The sequence below is a fragment of the Amycolatopsis jiangsuensis genome, from assembly GCF_014204865.1.
GTDB lineage: Bacteria > Actinomycetota > Actinomycetes > Mycobacteriales > Pseudonocardiaceae > Amycolatopsis > Amycolatopsis jiangsuensis.
Genome location: NZ_JACHMG010000001.1, coordinates 6263471 through 6280720, shown reverse-complemented (window position 1 = coordinate 6280720; position 17250 = coordinate 6263471). Strand labels below are relative to the sequence as shown.

16 protein-coding genes and 1 pseudogene are annotated in these 17250 nt (G+C 70.7%); 5 read left to right on the top strand and 12 right to left on the bottom strand.

Annotation, left to right across the window (positions count from 1 at the left end; genetic code table 11):
* The first annotated feature begins 27 nt into the window (after positions 1-27).
* A complete protein-coding gene (locus BJY18_RS28630; RefSeq protein ID WP_184783012.1) occupies positions 28-438 on the top strand; it encodes a PPOX class F420-dependent oxidoreductase in 411 nt (136 codons plus the stop codon).
* A gap of 51 nt (positions 439-489) precedes the next feature.
* Here the strand turns inward: BJY18_RS28630 and BJY18_RS28625 are convergent, their stop codons facing one another.
* The 9 genes from BJY18_RS28625 to BJY18_RS28585 all read right to left on the bottom strand — a co-directional run bounded on the left by BJY18_RS28625 (position 490) and on the right by BJY18_RS28585 (position 11590).
* Positions 490-1050, bottom strand: a complete 561-nt coding sequence (locus tag BJY18_RS28625; RefSeq protein WP_184783011.1) for a hypothetical protein — start codon at positions 1048-1050, stop codon at positions 490-492.
* Positions 1050-2435, bottom strand: coding sequence for a hypothetical protein (locus BJY18_RS28620; protein ID WP_312873989.1), 1386 nt, complete (start codon positions 2433-2435; stop codon positions 1050-1052). Before BJY18_RS28620 ends, BJY18_RS28625 begins: the two co-directional genes overlap by 1 nt.
* Positions 2429-3229, bottom strand: coding sequence for an ABC transporter ATP-binding protein (locus BJY18_RS28615; protein WP_184783010.1), 801 nt, complete (start codon positions 3227-3229; stop codon positions 2429-2431). The genes BJY18_RS28620 and BJY18_RS28615 overlap by 7 nt, the downstream gene beginning before the upstream one ends.
* 26 nt (positions 3230-3255) lie before the next feature.
* Positions 3256-4044, bottom strand: a complete 789-nt coding sequence (locus BJY18_RS28610; RefSeq protein WP_184783009.1) for a zf-HC2 domain-containing protein — start codon at positions 4042-4044, stop codon at positions 3256-3258.
* A 41-nt stretch (positions 4045-4085) separates the two neighbouring features.
* Complete coding sequence (locus tag BJY18_RS28605; protein WP_184783008.1) at positions 4086-4640, bottom strand: RNA polymerase sigma factor; 555 nt, start codon at positions 4638-4640, stop codon at positions 4086-4088.
* 59 nt (positions 4641-4699) lie between these two features.
* A complete protein-coding gene (locus tag BJY18_RS28600) occupies positions 4700-5626 on the bottom strand; it encodes a nucleoside triphosphate pyrophosphohydrolase (protein WP_184783007.1) in 927 nt (308 codons plus the stop codon).
* On the bottom strand, positions 5623-6621 hold the full coding sequence (locus BJY18_RS28595; protein ID WP_312873988.1) for a SurA N-terminal domain-containing protein: 999 nt from the start codon (positions 6619-6621) through the stop codon (positions 5623-5625). The genes BJY18_RS28600 and BJY18_RS28595 overlap by 4 nt, the downstream gene beginning before the upstream one ends.
* 531 nt (positions 6622-7152) lie before the next feature.
* On the bottom strand, positions 7153-10731 hold the full coding sequence (mfd, locus tag BJY18_RS28590) for a transcription-repair coupling factor (RefSeq protein WP_246458998.1): 3579 nt from the start codon (positions 10729-10731) through the stop codon (positions 7153-7155).
* Positions 10732-11029: 298 nt separating this feature from the next.
* A complete protein-coding gene (locus BJY18_RS28585; protein WP_184783005.1) occupies positions 11030-11590 on the bottom strand; it encodes a TetR/AcrR family transcriptional regulator in 561 nt (186 codons plus the stop codon).
* Between the two features lie 96 nt (positions 11591-11686).
* Between BJY18_RS28585 and BJY18_RS28580 the strand changes: the two genes are divergently transcribed.
* Positions 11687-12427: an SDR family oxidoreductase gene (locus BJY18_RS28580; RefSeq protein ID WP_184783004.1), complete on the top strand. Its 741-nt coding sequence runs from the start codon at positions 11687-11689 to the stop codon at positions 12425-12427.
* Between the two features lie 3 nt (positions 12428-12430).
* On the opposite strand, the gene BJY18_RS28575 is transcribed toward BJY18_RS28580, so the two are convergent.
* Positions 12431-12937, bottom strand: a complete 507-nt coding sequence (locus tag BJY18_RS28575) for a DedA family protein (protein ID WP_184783003.1) — start codon at positions 12935-12937, stop codon at positions 12431-12433.
* Positions 12909-13514 (bottom strand): class I SAM-dependent methyltransferase, encoded by a 606-nt coding sequence (locus tag BJY18_RS28570; protein ID WP_184783002.1) that lies wholly within the window; start codon positions 13512-13514, stop codon positions 12909-12911. Before BJY18_RS28570 ends, BJY18_RS28575 begins: the two co-directional genes overlap by 29 nt.
* Before the next feature lie 131 nt (positions 13515-13645).
* On the opposite strand from BJY18_RS28570, the gene BJY18_RS28565 reads away from it, so the two are divergent.
* Genes BJY18_RS28565 through BJY18_RS28555 form a run of 3 tightly spaced genes read left to right on the top strand, consistent with a single transcriptional unit; the run spans position 13646 to position 16669 of the window.
* Positions 13646-14785 carry a sensor histidine kinase gene (locus tag BJY18_RS28565; protein ID WP_312873987.1) on the top strand — a complete coding sequence of 380 codons (1140 nt, stop codon included), beginning with the start codon at positions 13646-13648 and terminating at the stop codon, positions 14783-14785.
* Between the two features lie 34 nt (positions 14786-14819).
* Entirely contained in the window at positions 14820-15473 is a 654-nt protein-coding gene (locus BJY18_RS28560) for a response regulator (RefSeq protein WP_184783001.1), read from the top strand.
* 38 nt (positions 15474-15511) lie between these two features.
* Positions 15512-16669: a PQQ-dependent sugar dehydrogenase gene (locus BJY18_RS28555; protein WP_184783000.1), complete on the top strand. Its 1158-nt coding sequence runs from the start codon at positions 15512-15514 to the stop codon at positions 16667-16669.
* 2 nt (positions 16670-16671) lie between these two features.
* On the opposite strand, the pseudogene BJY18_RS28550 reads toward BJY18_RS28555, so the two are convergent.
* Positions 16672-17226: pseudogene (locus BJY18_RS28550) on the bottom strand (SDR family NAD(P)-dependent oxidoreductase); the annotation flags it as partial.
* Positions 17227-17250: the final 24 nt, after the last annotated feature.

Genomic DNA, 17250 nt, shown 5'->3' with positions numbered 1-17250 from the left:
CTTACTCGAGCTTCCATGCTGGAGGACATGTTCACCGAAGCGGAACTCGCCTACCTGTCCGAACAGGGCCTCGGCCGGCTGGCCACCCAGCAGCCGAACGGCACCCTGCAGGTCAATCCGGTCGCATTCACCTGGAACGCATCGGCCCAGACCATCGACGTGACCGGGGCCGGCCTCACGAAAAGCCGCAAGTACCGCAACGTCGAGGCCAACGGCCGGGCCGCCTTCGTGGTCGACGACCTGCCGTCGCTGGAACCGATCCGGGTGCGTTGCCTGGAAATCCGCGGCCGCGCGGAGGTTGTCCCGGAGGCCTTCGCACCGGACGGGCACCTCGACGGCGCGGTGATCCGCATCCACCCGCAGCGCATCATCAGCTTGGGCATCGACGATCCCGACCACGATCCGCTCGACCTGGTGCCGAACAACCGCACCGTCTGAACGCGCGGACGCGCCCGCGGCGACCCCTCGCCGCGGGCGCGCGTCAGCGGTTCAGCGACGAGCCCCGGTCACGGTGTACCAGCCGGTTCCGAGCACGAACAGCGCACCCGCCAGCCACCAGGAGAGCGCGTCGTCCGTCGACATCATCGGCCACCGCATGACGTCGTTCACCGTCAATCCCTCCGGCGTGGACAGCGCGATCACGGCCATGCCGAGCGGCAGAGTCCAGCCGAACTGGCCGCCGAACAGCACCGCCGCCACTCCCGCGAGGCCGAGCAGCCCGGCTCCGTCCCGGACCACCATCGAGACGTCCACCCGGACGTCCCCGAGCTGCTGCACCGCCAGCAGGGCCAGCCCGGCGAGCACCCCGATCAGCAGCAGGTGCGCGAGCCGCCGGGACAGCCAGCCGAACCCGGCCGTGCGGTCGAGGTCGACGTCCTGCCCGCCGAGGCCGATCGCGGCGATGGCGATCGCCATGGTCAGGGTGAGCACCGCGAACTCGGGCACCCAGAAGCTTTCGCCGAGCCACCAGAGCAGCACGATCGACAGCGGTACGGCAGCCACCGCCACCGGCACGTACCGGGAACGCGCGTACAGGCCGAGCCACCGCATCAGTGCGCACCACCGAGGAGAGCGGTCAGCGGGTCGCCCTGGCAGCTCAGCTGGAGCTGCCTGGCCGCGGCGACCCGTGCGAGCTGCTCCGGCTCCGGCTGCGCGTGCAACGCGGTCCACGCCGACTGCATGAGGCCCGGAACCTGCTTGTACTCGTGTTCGTGGAGCGGAGGCGGCGTCGCGGAACCGGCGAGCCAGTACGCCATCACGCGCCGTGCCGCTTCCTCCTCCGGGTGGGAGTAGCTGAGCCCTTCGCACGGCGGCGTTCCCGCCCCTTTCAGCAGGGCCATCGTCAGGTCGTGCCCGGTCAGGTAGCCGGCCTGCTGCGTGCCAGGAAGAATCGTGTACGTGTCGTCCTTCTTCACCAGCACCAGCTCGGGATCCCGCCGCGGTGTGACCGTGGTGTTGTTCCCCTCGGTCGACTCCTCGACCCGTACCGGGTGCTGCGGCAGCTTTTCCAGCAGCCGCAACGCTTCCTTCGCGGGACCCGCCAACGTCGGCAACCAGTCCTCGTGCAGCTTCTCGACACACACAGACCCGTCGCAGACCAGCTCGCTCGCCGCCTTGTCCGGAGTCAGGTTGTCCGCCGCGGAGGCGGGCAGGACCACCGCGGCGCCCACGAGTCCGGCCACCACCGGCAGCACCGCGAGCAGCCGCGCGCGCGCCGAACGCATCACGAGCAACAACAGTCCGGTCCCGATGAGCCCGGCGAACCAGAGGAACTGTCCCGTGTCGACTGCCGCCGACGGGACCAGGAACGCACTGCGCGGTTGCTCCTGAGCGGCCGACAGCAGCGCCACCCAGTTCGGCAGCAATCCGTCCGCATCGCCCCCGTGGCCGCTCGACACCTCCAGGAACATCACCGCGACCAGAGCGAGCACGGCGAGCGCGGGTGCGGTGACCGGATGCGGGAGCAACCGGCCCACACCGAGCCCGATCGCGACACCGGCGAGCACCGCGAGCAGACCGAGCACCACCGGCATCAGCGAGGCGAGAGTGAACATCCCGCCGTTCACCGCAACCTGGACGAAGCCGACCGCCAGCAGCACCAGATAACCCACCACGGCCCCGATACCGGTGGTCAGGCCGAGGGTGAGCGCCCGGTGCCCGGCCGGGCGGGAGGTCGAGGCGAACAGCTCGCTCACCCCGGAGCGGCTGTCCCGCATGCCCTGGATCGCGCCCGCGCCGACGACCATCGGCCACACCAGCAGCAGAAGGTATCGCGTCCACTGCGCGGTGGCGGGCGCGTCGAGTCCCCAAGCCGAGGAATCGCGCCGCCACGGACCGGTGAAGGAGAAGAAGAACACGAGGCCCACCGCGGCCATCAGGACCGCGAGCCAGAGCGCGATCGTGCGCCGGAGCTCGGTCCGCAGTGCGTTCACCACGATTCCCTCCCCGACTGGTGGCCCAGCAGCGCCGAGTAGCCGCGCTCGATCGGGCTGTCGCCGACGTCGTTCGCGCTGCCCGCCGCGGCCAGGTCGTCCGGGGTGCCCTGGAAGACCAGCTTGCCCGCGGCGAACAGGATCACGTCGGTGCAGGCGGTGGCCACGTCCTCGACCAGATGGGTGGACACCAGCACACAGGTGTCCCGTCCCAGCTCCTGCAGCAGCTCGCGGAACCGGACCCGCTGTGCCGGATCGAGGCCCGCGGTGGGCTCGTCGAGCAGCAGGATCTGCGGATCGTTCACGATCGCCTGCGCGATGCCGACCCGGCGGACCATACCGCCGGAGAGCGTCTTCATCTTGTCGTCGGCCCGGTCGGCGAGGCCGACCCGCTCGATCGCGCGCTGCACCGCGTCCGGCACGTCCTTCTTCGGCATGTCCTTGAGCCACGCGATGTACTCGACGAACTCGCGGACGGTGAACCGCTTGTAGTACCCGAACGACTGCGGCAGGTACCCGATCCGGCGGCGCAGGGCGCGCTGGTCCAGGCCGCCGACCTTCCCGCCGAGCAGCGTCAGGCCGCCCGCGGTCGGACGCAGCACCGTCGCCAGCGCCCGGATCAACGTGGTCTTTCCCGCACCGTTGGGCCCGAGCAGGCCGTGCACGCCGATGCCGAGCGCGAGATCCAGCCCGTCGACCGCCATCCGTTTGCCGCCGACCCGTACTTTCAGTCCCTCGGCCTGGATTTCCCAGGCGTAAGTCGCCGGAGCGACCTCAGCGGCATCCATGGTCCGCATCTCCCAACCCTCTTTCCCGAGTCTTCTCAGTTGTGTGCGGCAAGCCGCATGAAGGCGCCCCTGCGGAACACCACGAAACCGGCGGTGAGCACGATGGCCACGATCCAGAACGGCACCGAAGCCGAGTCCAGCCCGAACGGGCTGCGGAACACCGTGGCCGGGACCACCAGAGCGGCCAGCCACACGGCGCTCAGGATTCCGGCGGCCCAGCTCGCCCCGATCAGCGAACCGAGCGCGAGCGTGCCCGTGGTGAACCCGAGCGCGGGCAGCAGCACCAGTCCGACGTCCGAACCGGTGAGCCAGCCCGCGACCAGCAGGATCGGCACCACCGGCGCGAGTACCGCGACGGTCCGCCGCAGGATCAGCTCGAGCCCTGCCCGTGGGGAACCGACGACGAGTTCGTGGGCCGGGTCGAGACCCCGTGACCAGGCCGCGGCCACCCCGAACACCGGCAGCACCGGGGCGAACAGCTGCACCATCGAGACCTGGTCGGAGAACATCGGGGTCAGGACCGCGGTGATGGCCGCCACCAGCAGGACCATCGCCAGCCACGGCACCATCGCAGGGGTGGCCCAGCCGTGCAGCCAGGCCCGCGCCCGGCTGCGCGGCGGCTGCGGCGGGGTGGTGAGCCGCGGCTCGAGGCCGGCCCACACCGCGTCGAGGAGTCCGGGCTCCTCCGCGGTGGTCACCCCGGCGAGCCGGGCCCGGCACTGCGCACACGTCTCCAGGTGCGCTTCGAGCGCCCACACCTTGTCCCCCGGCAGCTCACGGCCGGCGACGTAGGTGGCGAGCAGTTGATCGGGCACGTGATTCACAGCTGAACCTCCTTCACGGAGACGAGGGATCGGGATTTCGTTCACGACAGTGCCTCCCGCATCGCGATCCGGGCACGGCGAGCACGGGTCTTCACGGTGCCCTCCGGCAGTCCCAGCAGGACCGCGGTCTCGCGGACCGACAAGCCGTCCAGGACCATGGCCTGCAGGACGTGCCGCAACTCGGGCGCCAGCGTGCGGAGAGCGTCGCCGACCGAATCGCCGACGGTGCCCGCCAGCGCCTCTTCCTCGGCGGCGGGTGCGGCCACCGGCACGTGCACGGCGGCAGGTGGCTGCGCGTGGTGCGCCCGACGGCGGAAGGCGTCGACCAGGCGCCGGGCGGCGATCGTCCACACCCAGCCCACGGCGGAACCGCCGGCGGCCGCGCCGGCGAACGAACCCGCGGCACGCCAGACGGCGAGGTAGGTCTCCTGCATGACCTCGGCGACGATCTGCTCGTCGGCGCAACGACGGCGCAGGCGCACTGCGAGCCAGGGCGACGTACGGCGGTAGAACTCCTCGAACGCCGCACGGTCGCCGCGCGCTGTGCGCCGGACGAGCTGTTCCTCGTCCGGCTCCGGGGGTGGCTTGTGCTTCACACCAGGCAAGACGCCGTGACCGCGCGCTCGGTTCTCACGCGAGAGTGTCCTACATCACATCAGGTGGCCGGCCAGAACGTGCGCCAGCCGTCGGCCTCCAGCGTGGCCGGTTCGATCCCGTTGATCCGGGCGGCGGCTTCGGCACTGCGGACGTCCCGCGCGAACTGCTTGGCGACCGCCCGCAGCTCGCCCTCCGGGTCGACCCCGGCGCGGCGCGCGGTGGCGGCGACGCGGAAGAGCTGGGCAGCGGCCTCGGCACCGGAGGGGAAGAGATCGAGCGGAATGCCCGCGCGCCCGGTGCGCTGCCCCAGCTTCCCGGCGAGCGCGACGGCGGGCTGACCGAGGGCCACGCCGTCCACAATGGACTTGCGCTGTTTTTCGGCCTGCTTCAGCTCTTCCCACTGCGCTTCCTGGCGGTCCGCGGTGGAGAAGCTGTCCGCACCGGCGAACACGTGCGGATGCCGGCTGACGAGCTTGGTCACCAGCGTCCGCGCCACGTCGTCGACGGTGAACGGATCCCGCGGGTCCTCGGCGGCCACCCGGGCGTGGAAGAGCACCTGCAGCAGGACGTCGCCGAGCTCCTCGCGCAGTGCCTCGCGGTCGTTCTCCTCGATCGCCTCGAGCAGTTCGTAGGTCTCCTCGACCAGGTACTGGCGCAGTGAATCGTGCGTTTGCGTGGCGTCCCACGGGCAGCCGCCGGGCGAGCGCAGCCGGTCCATCACCTCGGCGGCCTCCACGAGCGGAGGCACCGGCGCCTCGATCACCCGGGCACCGGCCTCGGCCAGTGCGGCGGCGGACGGTTCGGCCCGGGAGGCGGCCACCAGCACGAGGTCCTGTCCCGGCGTCGCCCGCTCGACCGGAGGCAGGCCGAGCCGCGCGGCATCGACGTCGGACGCGGCGTGGACAGCCGGCGAGGTCCGCAGCAACCCCAGCGCGTCCGCCGGGAACACGTCCCCGCGGACGAGAACGACGACGGAGCCGGTCACTGCTGAGCCGGGGCGCCGCCGTGGACGGGCACCACGACACCGGCGAGCTCGGAAGCGCTGGGCGCGAGGTTCATGCCGACAGAATCCCACACGCCGTAACGCGGGTTGATCTTGTAGTCGACCTCGCCCACGTACGGCTGCAGCATGCGCACCCCGATCGCTCCGAGCTGCGCGGCGGTCGGCTGCTGCACCTGGTCGGTGGCGACCTGCTGGCCGGTCGAACGCTGCCGCACCACGGCCGCGACCCACCAGGTCGGCGCGCTGGCCGGGTTCGGCTGGAACGCGATGGCGGTGTTGCCGGGCACGCCGAAGAGCACGGTGGCCGCGTCCTCCGGCGAGGACAGCGCGGGCACCTGCTGGCCGACGTTGCCCTGCGCACCGTTCTGCAGTTCGGCGGCGATGGCGTTCGGGTTTTTCGCGTACTCCTGCGCCTTGGCGATGGCCTCGCTGCGCGCGGTCTTCGCATCGACCGACGGCGCCTGGCCCTCGGAGGTGGGCGCGCCGATGCTGGTGTAGTCGAAGTTGATGCTGAGCGAGGGCAGGTACTTCACCGCCAGCTGCTGCTCGAGGTACTGGTCGGTCAGCGCCTCGCGGTGGTCGCGCAGCCGCCACACGAGCTGCGTGACGCCCGCCGCGTCGTCCTGCACGGCGCCCGCGGGCACAGCAGCGGCGAGCGGATCCTTCTGGAGCGCCTCGGTGATGGCCGACTGGTCGGCGGTCAGGCCTTCTTTCCGAGCCGCCTTGGCCACGACCTCGTGCAGGACCGTCTGCCGGACGATCTCGCGGCCGACGAGGTCGAGCTTGTGCTGCGAAGCGAGCTCCTGGGCGTAGGGCTGCTCCCGCACCGCGCGGTTCAGCAGATCCTGGACCTGATCGATGGAGGTGACCTTGCCGTCGACGACCGCGGCGGTGCCCACCTGACTGGGACCGGCACCGCACCCGGCGAGGAGAAAGGCTCCGGCAACGACGGCGACCAGCGCGCGGGGGCGCCCCATGATCCGCATCACAGGCCATACCCTCTCATACGCACGGCCGGGAAACACAACACCGTCGCAGCGATCCGGTGGGCACGGGGGGAGGCGCGGCGGTCGTCGGCCGCCTCCACCGCCGATCGGCGGAATCCCGGCATCCCGGCGCAGGCTCCGGCGGGTGCACTTTGTCCGCTTCCGGTCCGAGTGCTCGGAAACGACCACGAAACCGTGGCCATTCGCCGCGAACCGGCCGGAGCTGCCGGGACGACCGGTGACCGAGGTCCTGCCCGCCAGGCCACGAAACCATGGCATCCCCGCAAACCCGCCGGACCTGCCGGGTCGACGGATGACCGAGACCCCGCCAGGCCACGAAACGACGGCATTCGCGGCAGACCGACCGGACCTGCCGAGCCGGCCACTGACCGAGACCCTGCCGGGCGGGCCTGCGCGGGCACTTCGCAGCGGCGACGGCAGCGGCAGCGGCACCGACACCGGCACCCCGCGCGGCCGCCTTGCCGAGCCCGCCCACGTCGTGCCGCACGGTGAGCAGGCGATTCACACGGCGGCCGGGGTTTTCGTCAGCTGGGTCAGGAGTTTCGTGCACCAGTCGAGCAGTTCCTGGTCGCGCAGCGGGGGTGCGCCCATGCGACCGCCTGCCGGGCCCTCGGTGGGTTTGGGCACCGAGACGGTGTTCGTGACGGCTTTGTACAACGCCTTGGGGTATAAGCGTTTCAGCCGCACCAGCTGGGAGTCGGCCAGCGGCAGCGGGGCGAAGCGGATCGTGGTGCCCTGCGCCGCCACCTCGGTGACGCCCGCGCCACGGCAGGCGTGCCGGAACGTCGCGACCGAGAGCAGGCGGGTGACCGGCGCCGGCGGCTGTCCGTAGCGATCGAGAAGTTCCTCGCGGACCGCGTCGAGTGCCCCGGTGTCCGGGGCCGAGGCGATCTTGCGGTAGGCCTCCAGCCGGAGCCGCTCACCGGGAACGTAGTCGTGCGGGATGTGCGCGTCGACCGGCAGGTCGACCCGGACCTCGGCCAGCTCCTCGTCCTCGGTGGGCTCCGCGCCGGCGTGCCTGCGAAAGGCCTCGACCGCCTCACCGACGAGCCGGACGTACAGGTCGAAGCCGACTCCGGCGATGTGCCCGGACTGCTCGGCGCCCAGGATGTTGCCCGCCCCGCGGATCTCCAGGTCCTTCATCGCGACGGCCATGCCGGCACCCAGTTCGGTGTTCTGCGCGATGGTGGCGAGCCGGTCGTGCGCGGTCTCGGTGAGCGGGGCTTCCGGCGGGTACAGGAAGTAGGCGTAGCCCCGTTCGCGGCCACGTCCGACGCGGCCACGCAGCTGGTGCAGCTGCGCCAGCCCCAGCATGTCGCCACGCTCCACGATCAGCGTGTTGGCGTTGGAGATGTCGAGCCCGGTTTCGATGATCGTGGTGCAGACCAGGACGTCGTACTCGTTCTCCCAGAAGCCCTGGATGATCTTCTCGAGCTTCTCCTCGTTCATCTGGCCGTGCGCGGTCACCACCCGCGCCTCCGGCACCAGCTCCCGGATGCGCCGCGCGGCCTTCTCGATCGAGGACACCCGGTTGTGCACGTAGAAGACCTGGCCGTCACGCAGGAGTTCCCGGCGGACGGCCGCGCCGACCTGCTTGTCGTCGTACGCGCCGACGTAGGTGAGGATCGGGTGCCGGTCCTCGGGCGGGGTGAGGATGGTGGACATCTCCCGGATGCCTGCGAGCGACATCTCGAGCGTGCGCGGGATCGGCGTCGCGGACATGGTGAGCACATCGACGTGCGTGCGCAGCGCCTTGATGTGTTCCTTGTGCTCCACGCCGAACCGCTGCTCCTCGTCGACGATCACGAGGCCGAGGTCCTTGTACCGGATCCCGGTCTGCAGCAGCCGGTGCGTGCCGATGACGATGTCGACCTCGCCGCCGGCCAGCTGCTCGAGGATCACGTCCGCCTCGGGCTTGTTCGTGAACCGCGACAGGCCCTTGATCGTGACCGGGAAGGACCGCATGCGTTCGCTGAAGGTGTTGAGGTGCTGCTGCGCGAGCAGCGTGGTGGGCACCAGCACGGCGACCTGCTTGCCGTCCTGCACCGCCTTGAACGCCGCGCGCACCGCGATCTCGGTCTTGCCGTAGCCGACGTCACCGCAGATCACCCGGTCCATCGGGACACCGCGCTCCATGTCGGCCTTGACCTCGTCGATGGCCGCCAGCTGGTCGTTCGTCTCGACGAACGGGAAGGCGTCCTCCAGTTCGTTCTGCCACGGCGAGTCCGGGCCGAACGGATGCCCGGGCGCGGCCTGGCGTGCGGCGTACAGCTGCACCAGCTCGGCGGCGATCTCCTTGACCGCCTTCTTGGCGCGGGCCTTGGTGTTCTTCCAGTCCGAGCCACCCAGCTTGTTGAGGGTGGGCAGCTCCCCGCCCACGTAGCGGGACACCTCGTCGAGCTGGTCGGTGGGCACGAACAGCCGGTCGCCGGGCTGCCCGCGCTTGGACGAGGCGTACTCCAGCAGCAGGTACTCGCGGGTCGCGCCGGCGACCGTGCGCTGCACCATCTCCACGAACCGGCCGATGCCGTGCTGGTCGTGCACCACGTAGTCGCCCGCCTTGAGCGCGAGCGGATCGACCGCACCACGCCGGCGCGACGGCATCTTGCCGTTGAGATCCTTTGTGGACGAACCGGCGGTGGCGCCGCGGCCGGTGAGGTCGGCTTCGGACAGCACCACCAGCGCGCGCTCCGGCGACACGAACCCGTCGGTGAGACCGCCGCAGGTGACCGTGACGACGCCGGACGACGGCGCCTCGGCGAGGGTGTCCGCCTGCTTCGCCGGGACCTCGGCGGACAGCAGCTGCTCCACGGCACGGCTCGCGGTGCCCTGGCCGGCGACCACGAGCACCCCGGTGCCGCCGCTCGCGAGGTGCGCGCGCAGATCGGTCATCGCGCGCTCCAGCTCACCCCGGTAGGCGGGGGCGGGCTCGATGCCGATCCGGTAGACGTCCGGGTCCTCGGTGGTCAGCTGGGTGAGCGTCCACCAGGCACGCTGGGTGTCCTGCGCGTGCCGGGCGACCTCGGCCAGCCCGCGGTAGGCCGAGGCGCCGAGGTCGATCGGCGCCTGCCCGCCCGCGGCGGCCGTGGTCCAGGAGGCCTCGAGGAACTCCTGCCCGGTGCGTACGAGGTCGGCGGCGCGGGCCCGGATCTTCTCCGGATCGGCCAGAAGCACGTGGCTGCCTGCCGGCATCGCGTCGGTGAGCAGCTCCAGCTCGCCGGGGCAGAGGACGGGGATCAGCGCCTCCATGCCCTCCACCGGGATGCCGCCGGACAGCTTGGTGAGCATCTCGGCCAGATGCGCGTCGGCCTCGTAGGTGGTGGCCAGGTCGGCCGCGCGGGCCTTGACCTCCGGGGTCAGCAGCAGTTCGCGGCACGGCGGCGCGGTGACGCGCTGGATCTCGCCGGGCAGCGAACGCTGGTCGGACACCGCGAACGCGCGGATCTCGCTGACCTCGTCGCCCCAGAACTCGACGCGGACGGGATGCTGCGCGGTGGGCCCGAACAGGTCGAGGATGCCGCCGCGGACGGCGAACTCGCCACGCTTCTCGACCATGTCGACGCGCGTGTAGGCGAGCTCGACGAGCCGCTCCAGCAGGCCTTCGAAGCTCTGCTCCTCGCCCACCACGAGGTCGATCGGGGCGAGTGAACCGAGACCGGGGGCCATCGGCTGGATCAGGCTGCGCACGGTGGCCACCACGACCCGCAGCCCGGCGTCGCCGGAGTGCAGGCGGTGCAGCACCTCCAGCCGCCGGCCGACGGTGTCGGCGCGCGGGGACAGCCGCTCGTGCGGCAGCGTCTCCCACGACGGGAAGTCGGCGACCCGGCCGCGGCCGAGCAGGTCGGTGAGCGTGCGGGTCAGCTCGTCGGCCTCCCGCCCGGTGGCGGTGACGGCGAGCACCGGCCGCCCGGCCCCGCCGCGGCCGGGGTCTTCGGCCAGCGCGGCGGCGACGAGCTGCCGGACGGTACCGGCCCCCTGCAGTTCGAGCAGCGGCGCACCGGCGCGCTCGACGACACCGCGCAGGGCCGGGTCGGGAAGGATGGCTTGGAGGAGTCCGGACAGTGGAGCGTCGGTCACCATCCCAGCCTACGTCCCGGGACCGACAGAATTCCGCTCCCCGCACGAACGGGCCGGTGGCTCCGCCCGGACGGCCCCGGATGACGCTGGGTGGCCCGAAACGGCGGCGAAGCGACCGTCGCCCACCACCGCACGGGCGACCGGCGGACCCCGGTTTCGCCTGGCGTGACCGAGGCAGGCGAGGCGGGGCGAGCAGGCGTGACCACCACCGCGCAAGACTGCGCTGCGCGAGGCAGCGTGACTCACCCGCGAGACAGCGCGATCCGCCCGGGACAGCGGCAAACGAGGGTGGCGGCGAAAGTCAGTGGGGCCGGAGACCGTCGATCACGACCGTGACGATGCGGGGGGCCCGGGTGTCCCATTCCGTTTCGGGAATCCGGGACAGGGCGCCCAGCAACAGGATGACGTCCGGAACGTCGATTTCCTCGCGGAGTTCGCCGGCGGCTTTTCCCCGTTCGAGCAGCAGGCCCAGCGCTTCGTCGAGGCGGTGGTGCTGGTCGGAGTACAGGTTCTGCCACGCCGAGGCCTCGATCGCCGCCATCACGCCGCGTTTGACCCGCGCGTACTCGACCAGGCGGTCCAGCCAGCGGGTGAGCGCCTCGATCGGCGAATGGTCTTCGAGCAGCGGCGCCACGGCGTCCACGAGCTGGCTCAGTTCGTACCGGTACACCTCCGCCAGCAGGTGCTCGCGTGTCGGGAAGTGCCGATAGAGGGTGCCCTGCCCGACGCCGGCCGCCTTCGCGATGCCGTGCAGCCTCAGTTCGGCGATCGCGCCGTTCGACTTGCTCAGCTCGACCCGCGCGACCTCGACGATGCGGTCCCGGTTGGCGGCGGCGTCCGCCCTTCGTTCACGACTCGCCACGGCAGTGCACTCCTCCCCGGTAGCTAAGCGGACAACTGTCCGATACAGTGGATCCGGTAACCGGACAATTGTCAGCTTAGACCAGGAGACGTAGCGATGAGCACTCTGGACACCAAGGTCGTCGCCATCACCGGCGCCAGCAGCGGGATCGGCGAGGCGACCGCGCGCGAGCTGGCGGCCCGCGGCGCGGCCGTCGTGCTCGGCGCCCGGCGCACCGACCGGCTCGCTACGACGGTGGCGCGGATCCGGGACGAAGGCGGCCGCGCGGAAATGCTGGAGACCGACGTGACCGAGCGCGGCGATCTCGAGGCGCTGGTGGCGCTGGCGGTGGACCGGTTCGGCCGCCTCGACGTCCTGGTGGGCAACGCCGGGATCGCTCGTACCGCCCCGGTGGCAGACCTCGACGTCGACTCCTGGGACGCGATGATCGACGTCAACGTGCGCGGTGTCCTGCACGGCATCGCCGCCGCGCTGCCGGTGTTCCGCGACCAGGGCCACGGGCATTTCGTCACCACCGTGTCCACGTCGGGGCTGAAGATCGTGCCGACGCAGGCTGTCTACGCGGGTACCAAGAACGCCGTGCGGACGCTGCTGGAAGCGCTGCGTCAGGAGTCCACCGACGGAACCCTGCGCACGACGTCGATCTCGCCGGGCTTCGTGCAGACCGAACTCGTCGACTACGTCGAGGATCCCGAGCTGCGAGCGCAGTACCAGGACACCATGGCGACCTTCGGGATCAGCCCGGACGCCGTGGCACGCGCCATCGCGTTCGCCATCGAACAGCCCGGCGACGTCGAGATCGGCGACATCACGCTCCGGCCCACCCGGCAGAACTGAGGCTCACGGCGTGACCCACCCGGTGAGCTGCCCCACCGAAAGCTCCACCCCTGCCCACAGCAACGCGGCGCCCAGGCTGCCGGGAAGGAAGCGGCGGTACGGCAACCCGGACGACCCGGCGACGCGGGGTACGAGCGTGCGAATGCCGGCCAAGCAGCGGCCGAGGACCACTGCCGGTACGCCGTAGCGGACGACAGTCGCTTCGGCCTTGTCCCAGCGTTCAGTGCCGATTCGACGCGCGAAGCGCGACGTACGCAGCCGAGGGCCCCACAGGCGACCTTCCAGGTACGCCAGCTGGTCACCGGCGACCGCTGCCACGACGGCTACCGGCAGCGCCAGCCACCAGGTGAGCGTCCCGCGCTGTACGAGCATCCCCATGAGCAACAAAGTGGACAGTGTGGGCAGCACGATGCCCGGCAACAACGCGGTTTCCGCCACGATCACCAACGCGCACACTGCGTAGATCAGTGGCGCGGGGGCGTCAAGAAGCGGCCGCAGCAGGCTGTCCATACCTATCCAGTCCCGTCAGTACCGGTAATGCCGCGCGGTAGACGTACGCGGGCGGCAGGTTCTGCCAAACGACGCGCGTGCGCTCGACGACGGCGAAGCGGCTTCGCAGCAGTCGCGCGAAGCGGCGGGCCGGTGGTGTCCACGCAGTGTGCGCGTACGCGAAAGTGGTGAAGCGGCCTTGAGGGCAGAGTGTGGCGCAGACTGCGCTTAAGACCTTCTCTTGGCGTACAGCGGACATGGCGGTCCACGGCAAACCTGAGACGACGACGTCGACCGGCGTCGTCGCATACGTCGATAGATGTTCGGCTGAGTCTTCGGCGACGTGCAGCGTCGGGAAACGGCCCCGTAGCTCGCGTACCAGGCGACTGTTGACTTCAACCGCCGCGAAGAATGCGTCGGGCGCGAGGAGCCGCGAGAGGACCTCGGTGAACACGCCTGTGCCCGGCCCCAGCTCCACCACACTGTCTGCGTTCTCGATGCCGAGGCCGGCAGTCATCGCGACAGCCAGCCGCGGTGAGCTGGCAGCGACCGCGCCGGTGCGCATCGGGTGCCGGAAGAACTCCGTGGTGATCGACATGGCTCGACGCTAGGAACCGTTCCGGTAACCGCGGATCGGTTCGGTGGGCCGGACGAGTCGTCCTATCGGAGGACCCCCCGGCCTACCGAAGTACGACGCGCGGGAGGACGGGTCCGCGTTACGTTCAGCAGGTGGAGCGAGTGGTCAGGTGGGCACGCAGCCAGCCGTGGATGCTGGACCTGCCGCTGTACGCCGTCTTCGTGCTCCTCGGCCCGAACATCATGACCAGCGACCTGGCGTACCGGGCGATCCCGCTGCTGTTCCTGCTGCCGCTGCTCGTCCGCCGCCGGTTCCCGCGCACCACGGCGCTGCTGGTGCTGGCCGGCGTGGCAGCGGTGTACCTGAACGAACTGTGGGCCTACGACCGCAGCCGCAGCGAGCTGGCCATGGCGGTGTCGCTGTACACGCTGGTCAAGGCGGGTGACCGGTGGTTCGCCTCCGGCTTCGCCGCCGGTGTGGTCGCGCTGGAGCTGACCTGGAGCTTCACCTGGGGAGTGACCACGCAGAACCCGGCGATCACCCTTCTCGCCGGGCTTCCGCTGCAGATTGCCGCGTGGGCGCTGGGTGAGTTCTTCCACGCCAAGGACCAGCTGTCCGAGGAGGAACGGCTGCGGGCCGAGCTGATGGCCTCCGAACAGCACGCGCAGGACCGGGCCGCGGTCGCCGAGGAACGCTCCCGCATCGCCCGCGAGCTGCACGACGTACTGGCGCACAGCATGAGCGTGATCGTGCTCAACGCGGAGGGCGCGAAACTGGCCCGGCATCACGATCCGGCCACTGTGGACCGCACCCTCGACACCATCGGCCGCACCGGGCGCACTGCACTCGCCGAGCTGCGGCGTCTGCTGGAGGTGATGCACGCGGGCGAACCCGGGCGAGCACCGCAGCCCACGCTCGACCAGCTGCGTGACCTGGTGGACCAAGCCGGTCGCGACGTCGCGCTGGAGGTGTCCGGCGAGGTCGACGAACTGCCCGCGGGTGTCGCGTTGCAGGCCTACCGCATTGTCCAAGAGGCACTGACGAACATGCTCAAACACGCGCCGTCCGACGCCGCTGGGCGCGTACGAGTCACCTTCGACCGGCCGGAGGTGCGCATCGAGGTGACCAACACCGGTGGCCGTGAGCCAGTGGCCGCAGGACTGCCAGGAGCCGGGCGTGGGGTGGCCGGGATGGCACAGCGCGCCGAGATGTACCACGGCCGGCTCGAAACCGGCCCACTCGACGATGGTGGCTACCGCGTGTACGCCACGCTGCACACGGAGGCGGCATGAGCACCGCCGACGTACTTTTTCCCGCGGAGGCGGCATGAGCACCGTGATGATCTGTGACGATCAAGAGCTGGTGCGGGTGGGGTTGCGGATGATCGTCGACAGCCAGCCGGATCTGGAGGTCGTCGCCGAGGCCGCGGACGGGGCCGAGGCCGTGGCGCTGTCTCGCGAGTGGCGGCCTGATCTCGTGTTGATGGACGTGCGGATGCCGGTTCTCGACGGGGTCGCCGCGACCGAGCGGATCTGCGCGGAGCTGCCGGACACCGCCGTTCTCGTGATCACCACTTTCGATCTCGACGAGTACGCCTATTCCGCTTTGCGTGCAGGCGCGAGCGGTTTCCTGGTCAAGGACGCGCCGTCGGACGAGATGCTGGTCGCCATCCGCGGGGTGCTGCGCGGTGACGCGATGGTGTCGCCATCGGTGACGAAACGCCTGCTCGAACGCTATCTCACCGACCACGCGGTGCCGGGTGGCGAAGTCCGACTGAGCACGCTCACCGAACGCGAGAAGGACGTGCTCGGGCTGATCGCGCGCGGGCTGTCGAACACCGAGGTCGCGCGGCAGCTGTTCATCGGCGAGACCACCGTGAAAACCCACGTCGGACGCATTCTCGGCAAGCTGGGGCTGCGCGACCGGGTGCACGCGGTGGTATTCGCCTACGAGTCCGGATTGGTCCGACCGGGCGGTTGAGGAGGTGCCGTCCGATTCGCGTGCGGCATGCTGGAGGCATGCTCCGATCCATGATCGCCCTGTTCGCCTCGGCAGCGTTGCTGACCGGCTGTTCGAGCACGTCCGGCTCGGCTGGCACGTCAGACTCGAGCGAGGCGTTCAAGGTGCAGGAGATCGCGCACGGACTGGAACACGGCTGGGATGTCGCGTTCCTGCCGGACGGCTCGCTGCTCGTCCCGCAGCGTCCGGGCAAGCTCGCGCTCGTGCGGGGCGGCGAGGTGAGCGACGTCCGGGCGGACTTCTCCGACGTCCTCGTGGCAGGCGAGGGCGGACTGCTGGGGCTGGTCCTGGCGGCGGACTTCGCGACGTCGCGTGAGTTCACCACCTGCCAGACGCACCAGGAAGGCGGCCGTGCGGTGGACGTCCGTCTCGTCACCTGGCGGCTGGCCGAGGACGGCGCGAGCGCGGAGAAAGCGCGGACGTTGCTGACCGGCCTGCCGGTGAACCCGAGCGGCCGGCATTCCGGCTGCCGTCCCACGCTGGGCCCGGACGGCGCGCTGCTCGTCGGCACCGGTGACTCCGCGAGCGCCGCGGTCGCCCAGGACCGGCACCGCCTCGGCGGCAAGGTGCTGCGCATCGACGCGAAGACCGGGGAACCGTTGTCCGGCAATCCGTTCTTCTCGTCCGCGGATCCGGCGGAACGGCGGATCTACACCTACGGCCACCGCAACGTGCAGGGCGTGGCGGTCCGGCCGGAGACCGGGCAGATCATCACCGCCGAACACGGGCCGACCTTCGACGACGAGGTGAACCTGCTGCGTCCGGGCGGGAACTACGGCTGGGACCCGTCGAAGGGCGGCACCGACGACCAGTACGACGAGAGCGTGCCGATGACCGACACCGAACGGTTCCCGGACGCTGTACGTCCACTGTGGACGTCCGGTTCGATCACCGAGGCGATCAGCGGGGACGCCTTCCTCACCGGGAAGCAGTGGGGTGCCGACGAGGACGCGCTGGCCGTGGTGGCATTGAAGGGGCAGAAACTCCTGCTCCTGCACCTCGACGCCGACGCGAAGGTCACCGACGTCACCCTGCCGCCGGAATTCGACGACAAGTTCGGCCGGCTGCGCGCCGCCCGCAGCGCCCCGGACGGCTCGCTGTACGTGACCACCTCGAACGGCGACGACGACAAGGTGCTGCGCGTGACGCCGGCCTGAGGTCAGCCGACGTACGCGCCACCGTTGCAGTGCACCACCTGGCCGGTGACGTGCCCGGCCTCCGGCGATGCCAGGAACCGCACCGTTGCAGCGATATCCGCGGGGTGGCCGGCGCGCTTGGTCATCGTGGCGCCGATCAGCAGGTCCCGGCGTTCGTCGGTGAGCTTGCCGTGGAAGAACTCGGTGTCCACGACGAGCCCGGGCGCGACGATGTTCGCGGTGATCCCGCGCCGGCCGAGGTAGCGGGCGACGTCGATGTTCCACGCTTCGAGCGCGGCCTTCGCCCAGCCGTAGGAACCGGCACCGGTGTGCGCCGCGATCGAACCGACCGTGACGATGCGGCCGCCGTCGGGGATGCGCTCGCGTACCGCCGAGGTGACGAGCGCGGCAGTGAACAGGTTGGCGCGGAAGTTGGCCGTCCAGGCTGCGTCGAGGACTTTCAGGTCAACGTTGTCGGTACTCGGAAAATCGGTGTTCCCGCCGGCATTGTTGACCAGCACGTCGACGCGCTCGGGCAGCTCCGGCAGCGCCCGTTCGACCGCTTCCGGTGCCACCGCCGGTGATCACGACTTCTCTGCTCA

Bases quoted from the DNA above. Each gene is read 5' to 3' on its own strand.
- BJY18_RS28595 (WP_312873988.1), bottom strand. From the start codon at position 6,621: ATGGGGCGCCCCCGCGCGCTGGTCGCCGTCGTTGCCGGAGCCTTTCTC.
- BJY18_RS28630 (WP_184783012.1), top strand. From the start codon at position 28: ATGTTCACCGAAGCGGAACTCGCCTACCTGTCCGAACAGGGCCTCGGC.
- mfd (WP_246458998.1), bottom strand. From the start codon at position 10,731: ATGGTGACCGACGCTCCACTGTCCGGACTCCTCCAAGCCATCCTTCCC.
- BJY18_RS28575 (WP_184783003.1), bottom strand. From the start codon at position 12,937: ATGGACAGCCTGCTGCGGCCGCTTCTTGACGCCCCCGCGCCACTGATC.
- BJY18_RS28555 (WP_184783000.1), top strand. From the start codon at position 15,512: ATGCTCCGATCCATGATCGCCCTGTTCGCCTCGGCAGCGTTGCTGACC.
- BJY18_RS28625 (WP_184783011.1), bottom strand. From the start codon at position 1,050: ATGCGGTGGCTCGGCCTGTACGCGCGTTCCCGGTACGTGCCGGTGGCG.
- BJY18_RS28570 (WP_184783002.1), bottom strand. From the start codon at position 13,514: ATGTCGATCACCACGGAGTTCTTCCGGCACCCGATGCGCACCGGCGCG.
- BJY18_RS28580 (WP_184783004.1), top strand. From the start codon at position 11,687: ATGAGCACTCTGGACACCAAGGTCGTCGCCATCACCGGCGCCAGCAGC.
- BJY18_RS28560 (WP_184783001.1), top strand. From the start codon at position 14,820: ATGAGCACCGTGATGATCTGTGACGATCAAGAGCTGGTGCGGGTGGGG.
- BJY18_RS28615 (WP_184783010.1), bottom strand. From the start codon at position 3,229: ATGCGGACCATGGATGCCGCTGAGGTCGCTCCGGCGACTTACGCCTGG.